The organism is Marinobacter sp. BW6 (assembly GCF_008107725.1).
Taxonomy (GTDB): domain Bacteria; phylum Pseudomonadota; class Gammaproteobacteria; order Pseudomonadales; family Oleiphilaceae; genus Marinobacter.
Genome location: NZ_VIRN01000083.1, coordinates 32,088 through 51,780, shown reverse-complemented (window position 1 = coordinate 51,780; position 19,693 = coordinate 32,088). Strand labels below are relative to the sequence as shown.

Below are 19,693 nucleotides of genomic sequence, written 5' to 3'. Positions count from 1 at the left end.
CCAATCGTTGTTGATGTCATCTGATTTTTAGAGTTATTGCTCTAAAAGTCAATGGAGTGGATGACATAAGATGCGCGTCATCCCGGCAATCTTGATCCCGAGCAACAAAAAGGCCGGAATCCTTCAGGACTCCGGCCTTTTCAAGTCAACGATTCCGGGGACAGTTACTGCGTGAGCGCGGCCAGTTTCCGTTTGGCCTCCTCGGCAACTTCACCGCTGGCTTCGGCGGCCTTGCTGTAATAGGCAATGGCCTCATTTCGGTTGTTCTGTTTCACCGCAACGTCGCCCAGGCGCAGGAACGCAATGGAAGTGGGGACCGTTTCATTGGCTTTCGTGAGATTCTCTCTGGCCTTGTCCAGATTGTTGAGTCTCAGAGCATTCAGGCCATTGTAAAGACGATATTTAAACATCTCGGGGTAGAGCTCCACCGCCTTTTCAAAGTCGGCAGCGGCTTTCTCGGCTTCCTTCTGATCCTGATAAATGCGGCCGCGCAGAGCATAGAACATGGCTTCCCGCGGTAGCAGGCGAATGGCTTCGTTAACCTTGTCCAGAGCAGCCTTCATCTCGTCTTTGGATGCCAGTTCCATGGCCTTGTCGTGGGCATCGTAAGCGGGTTGCAGCGAACGGAGTTCGGCCATCTTGCGTTCGTAAACTTCTTCACCACGATAGCCGCCGGCACCAATCTTCTGCACCAGTTCGCGGTTTTCCTCCACGCGCTTTGCTGAGGGAGGATGGGTCGCGAACAGGCCATCAATGAAACTGGACTGTCGGCCTTCAGAGAGCTTCAGGAAGAGTTCCTGCAGCTCCACCGCCGCCTGCGGGTCGTAGCCCGCCTCTTTCATGTAGAGAATGCCGTAATGATCGGATTCCAGTTCATCACCCTGGCTATACTGAGCCAATGCAAGCTGCGCCCCCATTGCAGCGCCACCCATGATCAGCCCGGCCCATTCGTTATCCGACAGGGCAAAACCAAGGCCGGCAACACCGGCACTGATCAGCATACCCTGCTGCATGCGTTGAACACTGTGTTTGGCCGCAGCATGAACAACCTCGTGGCCCAGAACCGAGGCAAGCTGGGCTTCGTCCTCAAGTTCTGTCAGCAGGCCACGGTTGATCGCGATCTTGCCACCGGGCAGGGCCCAGGCGTTGGGTACGCTGCTGTTCAGAACCACGAACTCGTAGGGCAGGTCCGGCCGATCACTGACTTCGGCCATTTTCTGGCCAACCTCGCTCACGTAGAGAGTCAGCTCCGGGTCCACATAAAAACGACCGCCCTGGGTTTGCTGGGTGGGCACGTATTGTTCCGCGCCCATGGCGAGCTCCTGGCTTTCCCCGATCAGCGAAAGCTGCTTTTCCCCGGTAACCGGATTGACCGAGCAACCACTGAGCGTTGCCGCCAGGGCAATGGCAACTGCGCTGGTTTTGATAGCAAACAGGTTCACAAATGAGCTCCCTTTTAGATAATGCGATGTCGGGCACGCTAATACGCTTGTGCCCGAGTCCTGAATGGGCAGTTTATAGCATATGATTGCCAAACAGTGGATTACCTCACCGGGTGCAGCGGTGGTGGCGGGCAGGCCCTTGGCGTATCATAAGCCTCTGTTCCTGCACTGTTTCGCTGTTTTCGAACCTAAGGCAACCCATGGGTAATGTACTCGAATTAATCGCTTTGCTCTGGTTTCTGGTTTGCTGGCTCGGGTATACCGAGTACTCCAAACGCCGTGCCGCAGATCGTCCCTGTCTGTCCAACACGCTCGACCTTTACCGAGAAGACTGGATGCGCGTCATGTTACGCCGGGAAAACCGGATTGCCGATGCTTCGGTAGTGGGTAACCTGGAGCGGAACGGCGCGTTTTTCGCCTCAAGTTGCCTGCTGATTCTCGCCGGTATTATCACCGCTCTTGGCTACACCCAGGAGGTGATGGAAGTGTTCAGCACCATGCCATTTGGCACATTGCCGACCCGGGAAGTTTGGGAACTGCGCATGGTGGTGCTGTTGGTAGTGTTTATCTACGCCTTCTTCAAATTCACCTGGTCCATGCGGATGTACAATTTCGTGTCGGTGATGGTGGGCAGTGCCCCGCCGCCAGACGATACCAAAACCAGTCCAGCCGGTCGGGAGGCGTTCGCCCGCAGCGCCGGCAATATCTGCAATCTCGCTGGCGACGCATTTAACCTTGGGCTGCGGTCCTACTATTACGCACTCGCCGTGGTAGGCTGGTTCATTCACCCGATCGTTTTCATGGCGGCCTCCACATTGGTGGTTATTGTCCTTTACCGTCGGGAGTTCTGTTCCACTGCACTGGAGGCGTTGAGGGCAGGTAAGGTGTTCGAGGAACCGCTGCCCGGCAAGGCGGAAAACAGCCCGAAATTCAAAAGCTGATCCACAGGTTGAACCTGAATGAACGATGATATCCGACGGAAACGGGTTACCCGTTTTATCGAGACACTCAACCAGGCCAAAGAGCTTGGCCTCGCGGTTACCGAAGCCAAAAAAGGCAGCCTCACACTTTGCCTGCCCTACAGTGACCGTATCATTGGAAACCCCGACACCGGGGTGATTCATGGTGGGGCCATCACTACCTTGATGGATACGACGTCAGGTTGTGTGATCCTGTGTGCTCTGGAAGAGTTCGAACTCTGCCCGACGCTGGATCTGCGTGTGGACTACATGCGCCCGGCCCAGCCCAGGAAGCCTGTTTATGCGAGGGCTGAAACCTACCGGGTAACCCGGAACATCATTTTTACCCGCTGCGAGGCTTACCAGGAGGGCGGTGAAACCATTGCTAACTGCGTGGCCACCTTCATGCGTATCGGGAAGGATGCCAGCCCGAAACATTACCGGGACCTGATTACAGGAGGTGAAGAATGACCGACCCTGAAATCCTCCGCTATACCCAGGAAACCGGTGACTTCAGCCGGATGCTTAAAAGCATTCCGTACGCCACCTGGATCGGCCTCCAATGTGAGCAGTTCGGCGACGATCTGATTTTCCGCCTGCCCTGCAAGGATTCCAACCTCGGTAATCCAATCCTGCCGGCTATCCATGGTGGTGTGATTGGTGGTTTCATGGAGATGTCCGCCAATATCTACCTGATTATGTCGCAGGAAAGCTTACGGATGCCACGCATCATCGACTTTTCCCTGGATTACCTTCGCGCAGGCCTCAACCGTGAAACCTATGCTGAGTGCCGTCTTACCCGCCAGGGCAACCGGGTTGCCAATGTGATGGTCAGCGCCTGGCAGAAATCCCGTTCGCAACCTATCGCAACCGCCCGCGCGCATTTCCTCCTCGAAGACTGAATTTGCCTATGCTACGGGGCTTGAAATGCCCCGGTGTGCCCCCAATTTCTGTTCAACACGAACCATGAGGTAACTCGGGCACAACACCGTGCTTGTTTATTCGTATCAGGAGATATAGACGCCATGACGGTTGAGACGCAAAAAGAGACTCTGGGTTTTCAGACCGAAGTGAAGCAGTTGCTTCACTTGATGATCCATTCCCTCTACTCCAACAAGGAAATCTTCCTTCGTGAGCTGATTTCTAACGCTTCAGACGCCGAAGACAAATTGCGTTTTGCGGCCCTCAAGGACGACAGCCTCTATGAAAGCGATCCTGAGCTGAAGATTCGTCTGGAATTTGACGAAGAGGCGAATACCGTCACTTTGATCGATAACGGCATAGGCATGACCCGTGACGACGTTATCCAGAACCTTGGCACCATCGCTCGTTCCGGCACGGCCGAATTCCTCCAGCAGCTGTCTGGGGATGAGAAGAAGGACAGCAAGCTGATCGGTCAGTTCGGCGTTGGTTTCTACTCATCGTTTATTGTGGCCGACAAGGTCGACGTGTTTACCCGCCGCGCCGGTGCGCCTGCGGAAGAGGGCGTTCATTGGGAATCCCAGGGTGACGGGGAGTTCTCTATAGAGCAGGTGAACCTGGAAAATCGCGGCACCCAGATCGTTCTACACCTGAAATCCGACGCCAAGGAATTTGCCAACGGCTGGAAACTCCGCAGTCTGGTGAAGAAGTATTCGGATCATATTTCGTTCCCGGTCGTCATGAAGGCAGAGTCCGATGAAGGCGAGAAGAAAGACGAGTATGAAACCGTCAACGATGCCACCGCGCTCTGGACCCTTCCACGTACCGAGATCAAGGACGAGGAGTACAAGGAGTTCTACAAGCACATCGCTCACGATTTCGAAGATCCGCTGACCTGGTCCCATAACAAGGTGGAAGGCAAGCTGGACTACACCAGCCTGCTGTATATCCCTGCCCGTGCACCGTTTGATCTCTACAACCGCGAGGCGCCCCGTGGCCTGAAGCTGTATGTGCAGCGCGTGTTCATCATGGATGACGCTGAGCAGTTCCTGCCGCTGTACCTTCGCTTCGCAAAGGGTGTGATCGATTCCAACGATCTCTCCCTGAACGTGTCCCGAGAGATCCTGCAAAACGATAGCACCGTGGAAAGCATCCGCACTGCGCTGACCAAGCGGGTTCTGGATATGCTGTCCAAGCTGGCCAAGAAGGATCCAGAGCAGTACCAGAAGTTCTGGGGCGAGTTCGGCACGGTGCTGAAAGAAGGCCCGGCGGAAGACTTCAGCAACCGCGAGAAAATTGCCGGCCTGCTGCGCTTTGCCTCTACCCATACCGGTGAAAGCGCACACAAGGTGTCGCTGGATGACTACATCAGCCGGATGAAGGAAGGCCAGAAGAAGCTTTACTACATCACCGCCGACAACTTCACTGCGGCCAAGAGCAGCCCGCACCTGGAAGTATTCCGCAAGAAGGGTATTGAGGTGCTGATCCTCACAGATCGCATCGATGAGTGGATGATGGGTTACCTCAGCGAGTACGACGGCAAGCAGTTTGAGGACGTCGCTCGTGGCGATCTGGACCTTGGTGAAATCGAGACCGAGGAAGACAAGAAACACAAGGAAGAAGCCGCCGAAGAGCACAAGGACCTGCTGGAGCGCATCAAGAATGCACTGAGCGACCGTGTGCAGGAAGTGCGGGTGACCAATCGCCTGACTGATTCCCCGGCCTGTCTGGTGGTTGGCGATTTCGACATGGGTGCCCAGATGAAGAAGATCATGGAAGCCGCCGGCCAGAAAGTTCCGGACAGCAAGCCGATCTTTGAGATCAACGTGGACCATCCTCTGGTTCAGCGCCTCGAAAGCGAAAAGGGCGAAGAGCGGTTCAATGAGCTCTCAGCAGTCATTCTGGATCAGGCCACCCTGGCCAGCGGAGAGCAGCTCCCGGACCCCGGTGCCTACGTTACTCGCCTGAACCGTCTGCTGCTGGAACTGGCCAACTGAGGCCTGGATCCGGTTCTGCGTCGGATTACGCCGTTGGCTAATCCGACCTACCTTGATTTGTAGGTCGGGTGAGGCGAAGCCGTAATCCGACAGTATGACAGGCACGCCGGTTAGTCTTTGTAGGCCGGATTAGGCGAAGCCGTAATCCCAAATAGGTCAGAGTCAGATGCAGCAGATCATTGTGGATATCAGCATCAGCCCTGATGAGTGGATCAAGCTCTATCAGGGCGTTGCCACCGATGTTCACACCACGGCCCGGGACGGACGTTCTGTCCGATTCCCGGCCCGTATCCTCTCCCGTTTTTACCTTCGCGATGGCATTCGCGGCAGTTTCCGCATCGTTTTTGACGCTGCCGGCAAGTTCTCCTACATCGAACGGCTTTGAGAAGCCAACGTTCATCCATAAACAAAAGCTTTCACAAATTTATTTTTAATTAATTGTATTGGGCGATCGTCCCCGCGCTAAGGTGGAGCTATTCCCGTTAGGCAGGAGCAAGCCCATGTCCAATGTGTTTCCACTCAGTCGTTCTATCGCCTGGCCGGATTTTCTGGGAATTTTGGCAGATTACTCCAGTGATTACGCTTGTGCCCAGTAAACGGAATGAACCCCGCAACCGTTGCGGGGAACTCTATAGGCACACGCTATCCCGGGTATAAGAAATACTCAGAGCAGAGTATTTGCTGTGTCCTATAGTTAGAAGTGCCTGAATCAAAGCAGTGTCGTTTTGCCAACCCCAATGAGGAGAGAGAAATGACAGATAACAATAGCGCGGGTGGAAAGTGCCCCGTAATGCATGGCTCGAACACGCAGGAGAAGGCCGACGTAGCCGGCTGGTGGCCTGAGAACCTCAATCTTGACATTCTTCATCAGCACGACAGTAAAACGAATCCTCTGGGGGAGGACTTCGATTATCGGGAGGAGGTCAAGAAACTTGACCATGAAGCGCTTGAAAAAGACATGCACGACCTGATGACCAACAGTCAGGAGTGGTGGCCTGCCGACTGGGGGCATTACGGCGGCCTGATGATTCGTCTGGCGTGGCACGCTGCCGGTACCTACCGACTGGCAGATGGCCGCGGTGGCGCGGGCACCGGAAACCAGCGTTTTGCCCCGCTGAACTCCTGGCCCGACAACGGCAACCTTGATAAGGCGCGCCGTCTGTTGTGGCCGCTGAAGAAAAAATACGGCAACAAGGTGAGCTGGGCCGACCTGTTTATCCTTGCCGGCAACGTCGCCTACGAGTCCTTTGGCCTGAAGACCTTTGGTTTCTCCTATGGCCGGGAGGATATCTGGCACCCGGAAAAAGACATTTACTGGGGTGCGGAAAAAGAGTGGCTGGCACCGTCTGATAGCCGTTATGAAGACGTCGATAAGCCGGACACCATGGAAAATCCGCTGGCTGCTGTCCAGATGGGCTTGATCTATGTGAATCCGGAGGGCGTTAACGGCCAGCCCAATCCTCAGAAAACCGCTGAGCAGGTGCGAGTCACCTTTGCCCGTATGGCGATGAATGACGAAGAGACCGCTGCACTGACGGCGGGCGGCCACACCGTAGGCAAGGCTCATGGTAACGGTGATGCCGATGCCCTTGGTGCAGAGCCTGAAGGTGCAGACGTTGAGACCCAGGGCTTTGGTTGGATGAACCCCAACCTGGATGGTAAGGCGACAAACGCCGTCACCTCTGGCATCGAAGGCGCCTGGACCGCTAACCCGACCAAGTTTGACATGGGCTATTTCGATCTTCTGTTCGGCTACGAATGGCAGCTGACGAAGAGCCCGGCTGGCGCAAACCAGTGGGAACCGATCGATATCAAAGAAGAGCACATGCCGGTTGACCCGACCGATTCATCAGTCCGCCGCAAGCCGATGATGACGGATGCGGATATGGCGATGAAGGTGGATCCGAAGTACCGTGCGATCTGTGAGAAGTTCATGGCAGATCCGGACTACTTCAGGGATTGCTTCGCTCGCGCCTGGTTCAAGCTGACGCACCGTGATATGGGGCCCAAGTCCCGTTATATCGGGCCGGGTGTGCCGGATGAAGACCTGATCTGGCAGGATCCGGTCCCCCAGGGCGAGACCAATTATATTGAGGAAGTGGTCAAGGAAAAGATCGCCGGAGCCGGTCTGAGCCTGAACGAGCTGGTCTGCACCGCGTGGGATAGTGCTCGCACATTCCGCGGTTCTGACATGCGTGGCGGTGCTAACGGTGCGCGCATTCGCCTGGCGCCCCAGAAGGATTGGGAAGGTAACGAGTCCGATCGTCTGGATAAGGTGCTTAAGGTCTACGAGCAAATCTCGGCCGATACCGGCGCCAGCATTGCTGACGTCATCGTGCTGGGCGGTAACCTGGGTATCGAGATGGCTGCGAAGGCTGCCGGTCATGAGGTTCATGTTCCCTTCCTTAAGGGCCGTGGTGATGCCACGGACGAGATGACGGATGCTGAATCCTTCGAACCGCTTGAGCCGCTGGCTGATGGCTTCCGGAACTGGCAGAAGAAGGATTACGTGGTCAAGCCGGAAGAAATGCTACTGGATCGCACCCAGCTGATGGGCCTGACCGCACCTGAAATGACTGTCCTGCTCGGTGGTATGCGTGTGCTCGGCACCAACCATGGTGGCACCAAGCACGGTGTCTTCACGGATCGCGTTGGCCAGCTGACCAACGATTTCTTCGTGAATCTGACCGACATGTCGAATCGTTGGGAGCCCACTGGCAAGAACTCGTACAACATCGTGGATCGCAACAGCGGTAATACCAAGTTCACTGCGACCCGTGTTGATCTCGTGTTCGGTTCCAATTCCATCCTGCGCGCCTATGCAGAGGTGTACGCCCAGGACGACAACGAGGAGAAGTTCGTGAAAGACTTCGTTGCAGCCTGGACCAAGGTCATGAACGCAGATCGCTTCGACGCGAAATAAGACCTTAAAGTGAGTGAGCGGGCACCCCGGCAATCGGGGTGCCCATCTACCAAGTTCCCGCCAAATTCCTTACAATCCGCTCCGTCTGATTTTTGATCAGTCTCATCCTGAACTGAGTCTCGTTTTTCTGGAGCACCCATGCGAATCATTCTTGCCCCTATGGAGGGGCTGGTCGACGCACCCATTCGTGAAACCCTGACCAAAGTCGGCGGTATTGACCGGTGCGTGACAGAATTTGTTCGCGTGACCCACGGGATGCTGCCGCCCAGGGTCTTCTACAAATACGCTCCGGAACTCCATAACCAGTCACTGACCGAAGTGGGCACTCCAGTGGCAGTCCAGTTACTCGGATCGGACCCTCACCAGATGGCACGACATGGCGTGCGGGCTGCCGAACTCGGCGCTACCCAGGTGGACATCAACTTTGGTTGCCCGGCCAAAACCGTGAACAAGCACAAAGGTGGCTGCGTGCTGATGCGTGAGCCGGAGCTGATGCACGAGATCGTGGCCGCGGTACGTCAGGCCGTACCCGGGCATGTGCCAGTCACAGCCAAGATGCGGCTGGGGTATGACGACCGTTCCATGGGCGTGGCCTGTGCCGAGGCGTTGGAAGCTGCCGGAGCCGAAGAGATTGTTATCCACGCCCGCAGTAAAGTAGATGGCTACAAACCACCCGCCTACTGGGAGGAAATCGCCCGGGCCCGGGAAGCAGTGAATACCCATATTATCGCCAACGGTGAGATCTGGACGGTTGCGGACTATTGGCGCTGCCGTGAGGTGTCTGGTTGCGACGATGTGATGATTGGCCGTGGGCTGATCGCCCGGCCGGACCTGGCCCGGCAGATCAAGGCCAGCCAGCAGGGTGAGACAATTCCGGATATGACCTGGCCAGAAGCTGTCGCCCTGGTTCGTGAGTACGCTACGGTTCTGCAGGGCTGGCTTGAGGACCGCTATGTGACCGGTCGTATCAAGCAATGGCTCAACTTCCTTCGCCAAGGCTTTGCCGAGGCTGAAATCCTCTGGCCTGAGGCTCGCAAGATACGCCAGGTGGCCCCCATGATGACGTGTCTCGAACAGCGAATTGCGGTTCCTGACTCGCACGCGGCCTGATCGTAAGCTTCCCAGTCTTTGAGGTATTCCCAAGGCTATATTGGTATGAATGGTGATGTCGTTCGTATCACCGTGGTACCAAACAAAAAAACGGCTGGGAGGACGATCAAAATGTTGCAGGGACTGTTTCGCTACACTTTAGCAAGCGTAGGGGTGATTGCATGTATGTTATTGGTTGCCGCACTGCCGGCTTCCGCTGATGATCATGTAGTGAAGGTTACACCCCTTGGTAGCCACGATGGCGAGTTCTGCGGCCGGGATCGGGCGCTGGTGTTTGAAGACCCGAATGGCACCCGAATTCTGTACGATGCCGGCAGAACCGTTGCCGGGCCAGACGATCCCCGCCTGGGCATGATTGATATTGTTCTGGTTTCCCACATGCATGGGGACCACGTGGGCGATCAGCGTATCAGCAAGACCAATCAGGGTACCTGCGGATCGCCTGATACCGGCGTTTCAACGCTGCCACAATCAAACACCGTGGATATTGCGGTTAAGCACAACGCGAAAATAGTGACCGGTAGCGAAATGCCCGCGTTCTTTGCCGCCAAGCTCAAGGACGCTGGCGGTGACCCCGCAAACTCCCTGTTGGTGCGTTTTGGTGGCGAACGTGAGGTTGGTGGAGTGGCGATCACCACGGTGCCTGCGGTTCACAGCAACGGCGTTTCGCCTTCCTTCCTGACCGGGCCACTGGCGGAATATCTCGCCGCCGCTGGTGTCGGAGCCAGTGTCGGACCGCCAACCGGTTATGTGCTGAGATTTTCCAACGGGCTGGTTGTTTACCTTTCTGGTGATACGGGTATTACAGCCGAGCAGAAACTGGTTGTGAAGGATCACTATGGTGCCGGGCTGGTAGTTATGAACATCGGCGATACCTTCACCACAGGGCCTAGACAGGCTGCCTACGTAATCAATGATCTGGTGCAACCAAAGGCTGTCATCGCCTCCCATGCCAACGAGCCGGCTACCTCTGGTGGCAAGGTCCAGGACGGCACACGCACGGCGCTGTTCCGGGATTCTGTAGACGTGCCGGTCCACGTTCCGCTGAGCGGCCGTACCATGGCGTTCAATGGCACGGCCAGCTGTGTCTCTGGCTGTAACTGACCGGCACTCAGGAGAAACCTGGGGACAGTCAGTCTTCCATCTCTGACCGGTAATTGCCCGAGCGCGCCGCGCCGTTTAACCGGGCGCGCTTGAGTATGGCCGCCTGGGCTGCGGAGGCGTTATCCAGGTTACCGGCCCAGGCCTTCTGGGCTGGCTCCTGCAAGGCCCGTCCGTAGGAAAAGCTCAGTGCCCAGGGTTGGTCCCCCATGTCGTTAATGGCATTCAGGTTGATGGTCGCTTCTTCCGGGGTCTGGCCTCCTGAAAGGAAGAAGATGCCCGGTACCGCAGCCGGTACGGCCCTGTGAAAAACATCAAGAGTTGCCGTTGCCACTTCTTCCGGCGATGCCTTTGGATTGTCCTTGCCCGGTGTCACCATGCTGGGCTTCAGGATCATGTGTTCCAGTTCCACTTTGTGCCGGTAAAGAGCGTGGAAAACCTCGCGAATCACCGCCTCGCTGACTTCCGCGCAGCGCTCGATGGTGTGGTTGCCATCAATCAGCACTTCCGGCTCCACGATGGGCACGATGCCCAGGGACTGGCAGATAGCCGCGTAGCGGGCGAGAACCTCGGCATTCGCCTCAACCGCCTGCCGCGAGGGCAGGGTGTCCGAGATATGGAACACATCCCGCCATTTGGCAAACCGCGCCCCCTGGTTTTTGTAGATTTCCAGGCGGTCCTCCAGACCATCCAGGCCAAAGGTGATCTCATCACCGGGCGCATTCACAAGAGGGCCTTTGCCCTTGTCGACCTTGATGCCCGGCACAATGCCCTTGCTGGCCAGTAGCGTCGGCATGGGGACATTCTCCAGGCTCTGCTGCCCGAGAGTTTCTTCAAACAGAATGACCCCACTAATGAATTCTCCGAGCCCGGAAGCCGAGAAAATAAGACTCCGATACTCCCGGCGCATGTCTTCGCTCGACTCCACGCCAACAGCCTTGAAGCGCTTGGCAATGGTCGGGTGGCTTTCATCCGCCGCGAGAATTCCCTTGCCGGGCTGAACCAGTTCCCGGACGGTAGAGTTGAGTTCTTCCTGGATGGTCATGATGAGCTCCTGATTGATCCTTGAAAGTTTGTTGGTCGTTCGGCCCGCCACCTTATTGTAGACGTTCAATAGCGGCCTGGAATTTGATCTGGGCTAAGGCAGAAACCGTTGTCCTGAATTACGCTGTAGACGATAACAACAGGAAAAAGGGAAAGCCTGAATATGAAAACCGTTGTCAGTGTCAGCCAGGGAGCCTCCGATTACGATTACGATCTGGAAACCCAGTTCCTTAATCAGCCTTTCCGGATTATCCGAATTGGCACAGATGGCGATCTTTCCAGAGCCGAAGCGGTTCTGGAATCGGTGCATGCGCAGGCAGACGCTATTGGTCTGAGCATGGTGCACGATCATTATGAGGTGGGGCGGGAGCAGCTGGAACACCCGGATACCGCGCGCCTCGAGGCCTGTGTGCCGGACAAGCCTGTCACTACTGGTGCCGGACTGCGAGCGATCCTTCAGGAATGGGCCGTACGTCACACCCAATCCGAACTGGGGCATTTCTTCGACAATGCCCGTGTGCTTTTCATGAATGGCCAGGCCGGTTATCGAATTGCCAGGGCTCTGTCGGAACATACCGAAAACCTGTTCTTTGCCGATCCTTACACAGATTTTGGGGTGCCCAGGCTGCTGACTTCTCTGAAACAACTGGAAACCTATACCTCGTTGACGGCTCCGATAATGTTCAGGCCGGTTGCCGTGAAAGCAGTAGAAACTATTCTCCGTACGCCTCTGTATCGATTGGGTGAGAACCTGGTTAAAGGTTCGCTTCATCACGCTGTGTCCGAGGCTCATGTGATTGTGGCCTCGATTGGCGACCTGGAGAACTTCACGGCGAAAGAGCTGGATGGAAAAACCGTGATTACCTCAAGGGTAACGGATGCTGCCATGGACTGGATGCGCTCGCGTAAGGTCGCTATGGTGGTAGATTACAGCCCCTGGCTGGAGGGCCGCCCCGTGGGGGTGAATGTCATGGAGGCCATGATTAGCGCGGCGCTCTCCAGGACACCGGACCAGTTGGGCCCCGATGACTATCTGGATGTTATCCAGAGCCTGGGGATCGAGCCGCGAATCCTTTACCCGAACGGGTATCGCCGGGTTAACCGGTTTGCGTTTGTCATTCATCCCCTGTCGCAGCAATACCTCACCAAAACACCGCCCCTGGACTGGGTTGCCAGCGTGTCTCCCCCTGTGGTGATGAACCTTGTGGAAAAGGCCATAGCGTATTCACCGCCGTTCATCTACTCGAAGGTATCCGGAATCCGGTCACCAAATGGCGAGGAGGTAGAGGGTTGGCTCATTACCGTTGGTGGCACGCCCAGGGAAATCATGGCCCACGGGCCGGAATTTACCTACGCCAGGCTGCTGCAGGCGGCAAAACTGGCGAAGAAGCTCGGGGCCCAGATCATGGGCCTGGGTGCATTTACCAAGGTTGTGGGTGATGCCGGTATAACGGTCGCCAAGCGGGCACCGCTGCCGATCACAACCGGCAACAGCTACAGCGCATCTGGCGCCCTCTGGGCGGCCCATGACGCCATGAAGAAAATTGGGCGGGTGAGTGTTGGCCCCAGTGGCAAAGCTGCCGGAAAGGCCATGGTGGTAGGCGCCACGGGCGCTATCGGGTCTGTCTGCGCCAGATTGCTGGCCAAGGCAGTGGATGAGATTTACCTAGCGGCACCGGAGCCGGCCAAACTGCTGGCACTCAAGGAAAGCATCGAACAGGAAACGCCGGGGGCCATTGTGCATGTTGCCGGTTCTGCTGAACGCGATCTGGCGGACATGGACATGATTGTCACCGCCACCTCCGGCGCAGGCAAACGTATTCTGGATATCATGAAAGTGAAGCCCGGCTGCGTCATAACTGACGTAGCCCGCCCCCTGGATATCCCGGCGGAAGATGTCGCCAAGCGGCCGGATGTGCTGGTGATCGAATCCGGCGAGATCCAGCTACCGGGTGAGGTGCATATGAAAGACATCGGGCTGCCGAAAGGCATTGCCTACGCTTGCCTGGCAGAAACCATTGTGCTTGCTCTGGAAGCACGGTTCGAGAATTTCACTCTGGGCCGGAATATCGAGTGGGAGAAGGTGCGGGAGATCTACAAGCTGGGACTGAAGCATGGTATGAAGCTGGCCGCCATCTCCGGGGTGAACGGTGTGTTCACCGAGGAGGACTTCGAACGGGTTCGAGTCCTGGCGGCCAGCGAGGAGCATCAGGCAGAGGGATCAAGCACACCGGCATAGCGAACGCCGCTGAGCAGGGCCATCTCACGATGCCATGTGGACAGGTCATCAATATTCAGTTTGCTCAGGCTGTCGTGACCACAGGCCCTGGCCATCACCTGCATCAGTGAGACGGAAGCCTCAAGGAAGTTCTGCAGTTGTTTGGCGGACTGGTCCACGTTTAACCGCTGGCGCAGATCCTTGTTCTGGGTCGCAATGCCTGCCGGGCAGTTGTTAGTGTTGCAGATACGGGCTGCAACACAGCCAATGGATTGCATGGCACTGTTGGCAACCGCAATACCGTCTGCGCCCAGGGCCATGGCCTTCACGAAATCAATGGGTACACGCAGCCCGCCAGTCACGATCAACGTGACTCGTCCGCTGGCGCCACGATCATCCAGATAGCGCCGGGCGCGAGCCAGGGCAGGAATGGTGGGCACACTGATGTGATCCCGGAAGATCTCGGGGGCAGCACCGGTGCCGCCGCCACGTCCGTCGAGGATGATGTAGTCGGCGCCCGCATCCAATGCAAATTGTACGTCCCGCTCGATGTGATTGGCGCTCAGCTTGAAGCCAACAGGAATTCCGCCGGTGATTTCCCGAACATGGCTGGCGAAGCGCTGGAAATCCTCAACTGAGCGAAGATCCTCGAATGTGGGCGGGGAAATGGCCGATTCGCCCTCGGGAATGTTGCGAACCTGGGAGATCTTGCCGGTGTTCTTGTTGCCGGGCAGGTGTCCGCCGGTGCCGGTCTTGGCGCCCTGGCCACCCTTGAAGTGGAATGCCTGGACTTTCTTCAACAGCTCTTCTTTGTAGCCAAACTTGGCACTGGCCAGTTCATAGAAGTAACGGGAGTTTTCCTGTTGCTCCTCCGGCAGCATGCCGCCCTCGCCGGAGCAGATGCCAGTGCCCGCAAGCTCGGCGCCACGAGCGAGGGCAATCTTCGCCTCCTCCGACAGGGCCCCGAAACTCATGTCGGAAACGAACAGGGGCATGCTCAGTGTCAGAGGCTTGCGGGCTTCAGGCCCGATCACCAGTTCGGTCGAGACGTCGGCGTCATCTGCCAGCGGTTTACTGGCCATCTGCGCAACCATCAGCTGAAGATCGTCCCAGTGGGGCAGGGTGTGACGGGGCACGCCCATGGCGGTTGTGGGGCCGTGGTGGCCCATGCTGCTCAGCCCCTCACGCGCCAGTTGATGAATAAATTCGACGGTAGGCTCTTCTTTGGTGGATTTGGCTTTCGGCGCTTTACCGGACTTGTCGTCGCCATCATCGCCGGAATCCGGCGCCTCCTTGCCAACCTGGTCATCGCTGAACTGCTGGTGGGTGCCGTCGCAATAGGGAGCGCTGCCGGTCTGCTTGCACTGGCACAGAACCGCCTCTTCGTCTTTCTCGGCCTTGAAGACCTTGGGTTTGAACCCCGTATCCCCATGGGAACCGTCGCAGAAGGGTTGATTGTTGGAACGGCCACAAACGCAGAAGGCGTATTCCTCGCCTTTTTTCAGGCTGACTTTCTTGGGCTTGTTATCAGCGATCACCGGATTGCTCATCGCAAGGCTCCTGTATTGGCTTATGCCGGAAAATGTACAAGGGTGTACGGGCATTAAACGCAGATAGGCTACTTGTAGGTATCCAGTTTGGATCAGGAATGCCCGCGCTGCCACAGCAGCGCGGTTGATTCAGCCACGGATAATCACGGTTCCGCTGCCGATGTTTACGCCCCCGCAGCTGATGGCGCTGCCCGTTACCGCTGCGGGCTTGCCGTCACTGAACGCGCCATTGCTGCTCAAGCAGTGTTCGCTCTTTCTCCAGCCCGAGCGGTGGAGTCGACATCATCTGGTTGAGCTCATCGTCAAGCACGCTTCCTCCGCTGGCAGTCCGGTAGCCGTCTGCAGCAACTGGCTGGCCGGTTTCTACCTGAACTCTCTGTTCCCAAGCGCCCGACTGTGTGCGGCAGGCAATCTGCTCAGAGGCATCGCTGTCACTCTGGAGCCGGAACTGCCGGCACCATTCGCCCGAGTGGTTCCTGAAGGTCAAGCGGGGCGTCAGCTTTATATCTTCACTCACGGAGTAGGTTTCTCCACTGGCCCGGCTGTCCAGTAACCCTGCTACCGCTGGCCAGGCGGGGTTGTCACCGGATGGCATTGTCAGCCACTGCGTCATCGCGAAGCCCGCAACCACTGCGGCGGCAATTGCTTTGCCGGAGTGCTCACGCAGTCTGCGCCACCAGGGGAATGGCACGATATTATTATCCGTCTGTTCTGTTGTTTCCTCATGATCTTTCGCCAGCATCCTGTTTATTGATGCCGGCAAGGGGCGATCATCAATTTCGCCATAATGGCTCTGTAGTTCCGAATCAACGACTGCAAGCTCAGCCAACCGGTCTGCCAGCGAGGGGTCTGTTGAGAGTTGCTCCCTGACAGCATCCATTTCCGTTGGGGTCAGTTCACTGTCAAGGAAGGCTGACAGTGTCTCGTCTGTAATCTTCATGACTCGCTCCTCAGGGTTGCGGGCGACAGAACTTCACTCAAGGCTGCCCTGGCACGGGCCAGCCGGCTCATAACAGTGCCTTTGGGCACCTCCAGTATTTCCGCCACCATCTTGTAGGGCATCCCCTGGATAGCAACAAGGGAAATGATCTGGCGTTGGTCTTCGGGAAGGCGGGACATGGCGGAGTCCACTCTGTTCCACTCGATCTCCTTCGTTGTCTGGTGCTCGCCATCAGTCACTTGCCCATCGCTTAACTCCGGGTTTTCGGCGGCGTCACGTCGAACCTTTCGGGCGCGGCACTCGTCTATCCAGACATTACGGCATATTCGGAAGGCCCACTTGGTGAGGTCGACGTCACTTGGCATTTGGCGGGTCAGAATTCTCTCGACGGTATTCTGCAGGAGGTCGTCGGCATCTGCCATGGAGCCAGTCAGGGAGTATGCAAACCTTCTGAGACCGGGTAGTAGTTCCGTGATTTCCTGTTGCATAGTGCTCATTCTGAGTCGGGTTTACCGGGAAGACGATCTGGCAAACGTTTTATTCCACGTGTGAGGGAATTTTTTTCAGTTCGGGCCGTTAGAGTATGTGAAACATTCCAGAATTTGGATGGTAAAGATGAAGCCAGTTTTTAAATTCACAATTCTGTCAGCTGTGTTTATGTGTTGGGCGCCGTCTTCGGCCATCGCGCTGACCGGAGACGGGCTGATTAACAACCCCGCGAGCAGTATCACCGGACAGGTGGAGCGACATGCCGAGCGTCTGGTGGAGCGGGCAGCAAACCGTCGGGTTGAGCACCGGTCTGAGGCCCTTCGAAAGTCCTTGAACGCGCTCCCCGATACGCTCCCTGTATACACTGAAGCAGGGCAAAATGCGTTCAATGATGTCGTGCTGGATGATGGCTTCAGGGCGGTGGAGAGGCAATGGCTGGTAACAGGCACGGCTGAGGACATTGATCACCTGGACCGTCCGGGGATTACGGTTCTGGAACGTACGGCCCTGTCTGGACTCGGCATGATCGTCGCCAGATTTCGGGTCCGTCCCGACCTTGACTCGCTCGAGACCCTGCGAGAGCTTCTGCCAGAACTGGCGGACCGACTGGATCGCAACCATGTATACAGCCCCCAGGCAGATGAGTCGGGTTCTTCGGAAGTTCCTGAAGTGCGTTCAGGTGTGAGTCTTTGTGAGGAGCCGGTCCGAATTGGAATGATCGACACTTCAGTGGCAACTGACCATTCCGCTTTTGGTGATGCCCAGATAATTGAACAACGCTTTTTGTCCATTGAGGATGGCCGCGGGGAACTGGCTCATGTAACAACGCACGGGACAGCAGTCGCAGGCCAGTTGATTGGCCGGCATGGCAGCTCGGGGCAGGCAAGGTTACCGGGTGCGAAGCTTTTCAATGCCTCGGTTTTTTACACGCGGAACGAAAGTCTCTCCGGCGCCACGCTGGCGCATCTACTGCAGGGATTGGATTGGTTGGCGACCAAGGAGGTGTCAGTGATCAATATCAGTCTTGCCGGCCCCGATAACCGGCTCCTGGCAGAAGCGGTCAGAAACCTGAAAAAAAGGGGGGCTCTGATGGTTGCCGCGGTTGGCAATGAGGGGCCTGCCGCATCGCCACTCTATCCGGCGGCGTATTCCGGGGTTGTTGGCGTCACCGCAACCTCACGCGCCGGTGAGCTCTACAGATGGGCAAATCGAGGAGAGCAGGTAATGTTTTCTGCACATGGCGTTGCGGTAAGCGTTCCGCACCCGGAGGGGGGTGTGAAAACGGAGAGTGGCACTTCACTGGCGGCTCCTGTGGTTACGGCAGCTCTGGCCTGCGAAGCCAGTAGCAGTAATCCACAAAAGGCTCTTGAAGCGTTGATCGACCAGGCTCAGGATCTCGGTGAGCCTGGTCGGGACAGTCTTTTCGGCTTCGGTTTTCTGCCGTACTGACTTGCTCGCGTCAGAAATCTGCCCTGAGTGTCAGACCGGCAATGGTTCGGCTGTAGTCGGTAGAGTCCTCGTTGCCCTGGTAAATACCATGAGACACAGAAGGCTCGACGCTGAAAGTCCCGTCAAGACCAATTCGCCAACTGGCTTCGAAAACATTGGCCTGCTCGGCCCGACGACTGGATGACGTGTCGATAAAATCCCCGGTGAAAGGGTTGTCGAGAAACGAGCCAGAAGAGGAAACCGATGGTTGGTCGTATTCTCGTGTTTCATATCTCCAGCCAAGACGAATCCGATTATTCTCTCCCCCCAGCAAAAAGCGGTTGAGCAACGTGGCCCGCACCCGCCAGACGTCGTTGTCGAAGGTTTCCGCTTCGGCAACCTCCTCCTCGTAGTCCACGCCGATCACGAAATGACTCCTGGCGTTATTAAAGAAGAAAAACGAATCAAGGCTTGCACCGCGGATGTCCGAATCGCGTGCCTTGCTTTCTTCGTAGTCCTTTTGCTTTTCCTGCAGGCTCGCCAGCAGGTAGACATCATCACCAATGAGACTCCCGATATAGGCGCTTGCCCTCTGGAAATCGAGGAAGGGCTCAGAGCCAAGAACCGAATGTGAATAGTGGTAGCTCGTACCAATGGTCACCGGATCAAAATCGTAGCTGAGATCGGCAGAGAGCAGATGAATGTCCTGGTCGAATTGATCGAGCTCCTGATATCGGCTGCCAGAGAGGGAATACCCCAGAGTAAGGTTCAGTCGCTGGGTTGGCTTCAGCACGCCTTCGAGGCCAGCGTCGATAACCCAGGCTTGATCACTTTGGTCCGATGAGGCGTTCAGATCATCTACTGAGACATTGCTGTCGTGTTCGATACCGGTTGACAGGTGTCCGTTAAAAGCAGCCTGTTCGTTAGCCTGGGCAAAACCCAAAGGGGTCGTGAGGCCAAAAACGGTAACAACATACGGTAGGGATCGCGTGAGGTTCATGACGGTGTGTTCCTCCTGAGCTGAAAAAAGAGCCGGGCCAAAAGAGGCCCGGCGATCCAGATTCGGCAAGCGTTTTAGAGCAGCCCGCCACTGGCGGAACCTTTAACAGTGCTCTTAACGGAATTCTGGACCTGGCTCTTAACGCTATCGGACACAGACGTACCAATCTGTTGATTGGTTTCGGCTCGGATCTCGGCATTTCGAGCCTTGTTCATTTCAGTCTTTGCTTGGTCGGCTTGTTCATTGGCTTCGTTGCTGGCTGTGGTTGCCGTTGCCGACGCCGTGCTTCGTGCCCGCTGACCGGCCTCAACACCGGCGCTGATGGCCTGATTGGCATTCTGGCGCGCTTCGTCCCTCGCCGCGTTGCCATTTACGCTACCTTGAGCGCTGGCCGATGCGCCACCTTGCGCGGAAACGCCATTCTGGCTGCTGGCTTCGGCCGACATGTTGGCGTCGGCCTGTGCGTTGGCAGCACCTTCGGCCGCAAATGCACCAGTGGAAAGGAGTGAGCAGATTGCGAGTGTCAGTACGTGCTTTTTCATGGTTACGTCCTCCTGTTTTCCCTTTTCGG

Annotated in this window: 17 protein-coding genes; 10 read left to right on the top strand and 7 right to left on the bottom strand. The window is 56.6% G+C overall.

Going from position 1 to position 19,693, the window contains the following annotated elements; translation table 11 throughout:
• Positions 1 to 164 precede the first annotated feature (164 nt).
• Positions 165 to 1,442, bottom strand: coding sequence for a M48 family metalloprotease (locus FMN52_RS18810; protein WP_148610151.1), 1,278 nt, complete (start codon positions 1,440 to 1,442; stop codon positions 165 to 167).
• Positions 1,443 to 1,642: 200 nt separating this feature from the next.
• Between FMN52_RS18810 and FMN52_RS18805 the strand changes: the two genes are divergently transcribed.
• From FMN52_RS18805 to FMN52_RS18770, 8 genes are all read left to right on the top strand, one after another.
• Entirely contained in the window at positions 1,643 to 2,383 is a 741-nt protein-coding gene (locus tag FMN52_RS18805) for a DUF599 domain-containing protein (protein ID WP_148610150.1), read from the top strand.
• 18 nt (positions 2,384 to 2,401) lie between these two features.
• Positions 2,402 to 2,872, top strand: coding sequence for a PaaI family thioesterase (locus tag FMN52_RS18800; RefSeq protein WP_148610149.1), 471 nt, complete (start codon positions 2,402 to 2,404; stop codon positions 2,870 to 2,872).
• Complete coding sequence (locus tag FMN52_RS18795) at positions 2,869 to 3,303, top strand: PaaI family thioesterase (RefSeq protein ID WP_148610148.1); 435 nt, start codon at positions 2,869 to 2,871, stop codon at positions 3,301 to 3,303. Before FMN52_RS18800 ends, FMN52_RS18795 begins: the two co-directional genes overlap by 4 nt.
• 123 nt (positions 3,304 to 3,426) lie before the next feature.
• On the top strand, positions 3,427 to 5,319 hold the full coding sequence (htpG, locus tag FMN52_RS18790; protein WP_148610147.1) for a molecular chaperone HtpG: 1,893 nt from the start codon (positions 3,427 to 3,429) through the stop codon (positions 5,317 to 5,319).
• A gap of 166 nt (positions 5,320 to 5,485) precedes the next feature.
• On the top strand, positions 5,486 to 5,704 hold the full coding sequence (locus tag FMN52_RS18785) for a DUF2835 domain-containing protein (protein ID WP_148610146.1): 219 nt from the start codon (positions 5,486 to 5,488) through the stop codon (positions 5,702 to 5,704).
• 366 nt (positions 5,705 to 6,070) lie between these two features.
• On the top strand, positions 6,071 to 8,242 hold the full coding sequence (katG, locus tag FMN52_RS18780) for a catalase/peroxidase HPI (RefSeq protein WP_148610145.1): 2,172 nt from the start codon (positions 6,071 to 6,073) through the stop codon (positions 8,240 to 8,242).
• Between the two features lie 138 nt (positions 8,243 to 8,380).
• Positions 8,381 to 9,352: a tRNA-dihydrouridine synthase gene (locus FMN52_RS18775; protein WP_148610144.1), complete on the top strand. Its 972-nt coding sequence runs from the start codon at positions 8,381 to 8,383 to the stop codon at positions 9,350 to 9,352.
• Positions 9,353 to 9,517: 165 nt separating this feature from the next.
• Positions 9,518 to 10,456: an MBL fold metallo-hydrolase gene (locus FMN52_RS18770; protein ID WP_148610143.1), complete on the top strand. Its 939-nt coding sequence runs from the start codon at positions 9,518 to 9,520 to the stop codon at positions 10,454 to 10,456.
• A 28-nt stretch (positions 10,457 to 10,484) separates the two neighbouring features.
• Here the strand turns inward: FMN52_RS18770 and FMN52_RS18765 are convergent, their stop codons facing one another.
• On the bottom strand, positions 10,485 to 11,498 hold the full coding sequence (locus FMN52_RS18765) for a class I fructose-bisphosphate aldolase (protein ID WP_148610142.1): 1,014 nt from the start codon (positions 11,496 to 11,498) through the stop codon (positions 10,485 to 10,487).
• A 162-nt stretch (positions 11,499 to 11,660) separates the two neighbouring features.
• Between FMN52_RS18765 and FMN52_RS18760 the strand changes: the two genes are divergently transcribed.
• A complete protein-coding gene (locus tag FMN52_RS18760; protein ID WP_148610141.1) occupies positions 11,661 to 13,736 on the top strand; it encodes a dehydrogenase in 2,076 nt (691 codons plus the stop codon).
• Here the strand turns inward: FMN52_RS18760 and FMN52_RS18755 are convergent.
• From FMN52_RS18755 to FMN52_RS18745, 3 genes are all read right to left on the bottom strand, one after another.
• Positions 13,706 to 15,265: a glutamate synthase-related protein gene (locus FMN52_RS18755; protein ID WP_148610140.1), complete on the bottom strand. Its 1,560-nt coding sequence runs from the start codon at positions 15,263 to 15,265 to the stop codon at positions 13,706 to 13,708. The two genes, FMN52_RS18760 and FMN52_RS18755, sit on opposite strands and share 31 nt — an antisense overlap.
• Positions 15,266 to 15,479: 214 nt before the next feature.
• Positions 15,480 to 16,205 carry a hypothetical protein gene (locus FMN52_RS18750; RefSeq protein WP_148610139.1) on the bottom strand — a complete coding sequence of 242 codons (726 nt, stop codon included), beginning with the start codon at positions 16,203 to 16,205 and terminating at the stop codon, positions 15,480 to 15,482.
• Positions 16,202 to 16,702 carry an RNA polymerase sigma factor gene (locus FMN52_RS18745; RefSeq protein WP_240339542.1) on the bottom strand — a complete coding sequence of 167 codons (501 nt, stop codon included), beginning with the start codon at positions 16,700 to 16,702 and terminating at the stop codon, positions 16,202 to 16,204. The genes FMN52_RS18750 and FMN52_RS18745 overlap by 4 nt, the downstream gene beginning before the upstream one ends.
• A 118-nt stretch (positions 16,703 to 16,820) precedes the next feature.
• On the opposite strand from FMN52_RS18745, the gene FMN52_RS18740 reads away from it, so the two are divergent.
• Entirely contained in the window at positions 16,821 to 18,143 is a 1,323-nt protein-coding gene (locus FMN52_RS18740; protein ID WP_162525044.1) for a S8 family serine peptidase, read from the top strand.
• Between the two features lie 10 nt (positions 18,144 to 18,153).
• Here FMN52_RS18740 and FMN52_RS18735 read toward each other — a convergent pair whose 3' ends face one another.
• Both FMN52_RS18735 and FMN52_RS18730 read right to left on the bottom strand, forming a co-directional pair.
• Positions 18,154 to 19,122, bottom strand: a complete 969-nt coding sequence (locus FMN52_RS18735; protein ID WP_148610137.1) for a surface lipoprotein assembly modifier — start codon at positions 19,120 to 19,122, stop codon at positions 18,154 to 18,156.
• A gap of 74 nt (positions 19,123 to 19,196) precedes the next feature.
• On the bottom strand, positions 19,197 to 19,664 hold the full coding sequence (locus FMN52_RS18730) for a hypothetical protein (RefSeq protein WP_148610136.1): 468 nt from the start codon (positions 19,662 to 19,664) through the stop codon (positions 19,197 to 19,199).
• Positions 19,665 to 19,693 lie beyond the last annotated feature (29 nt).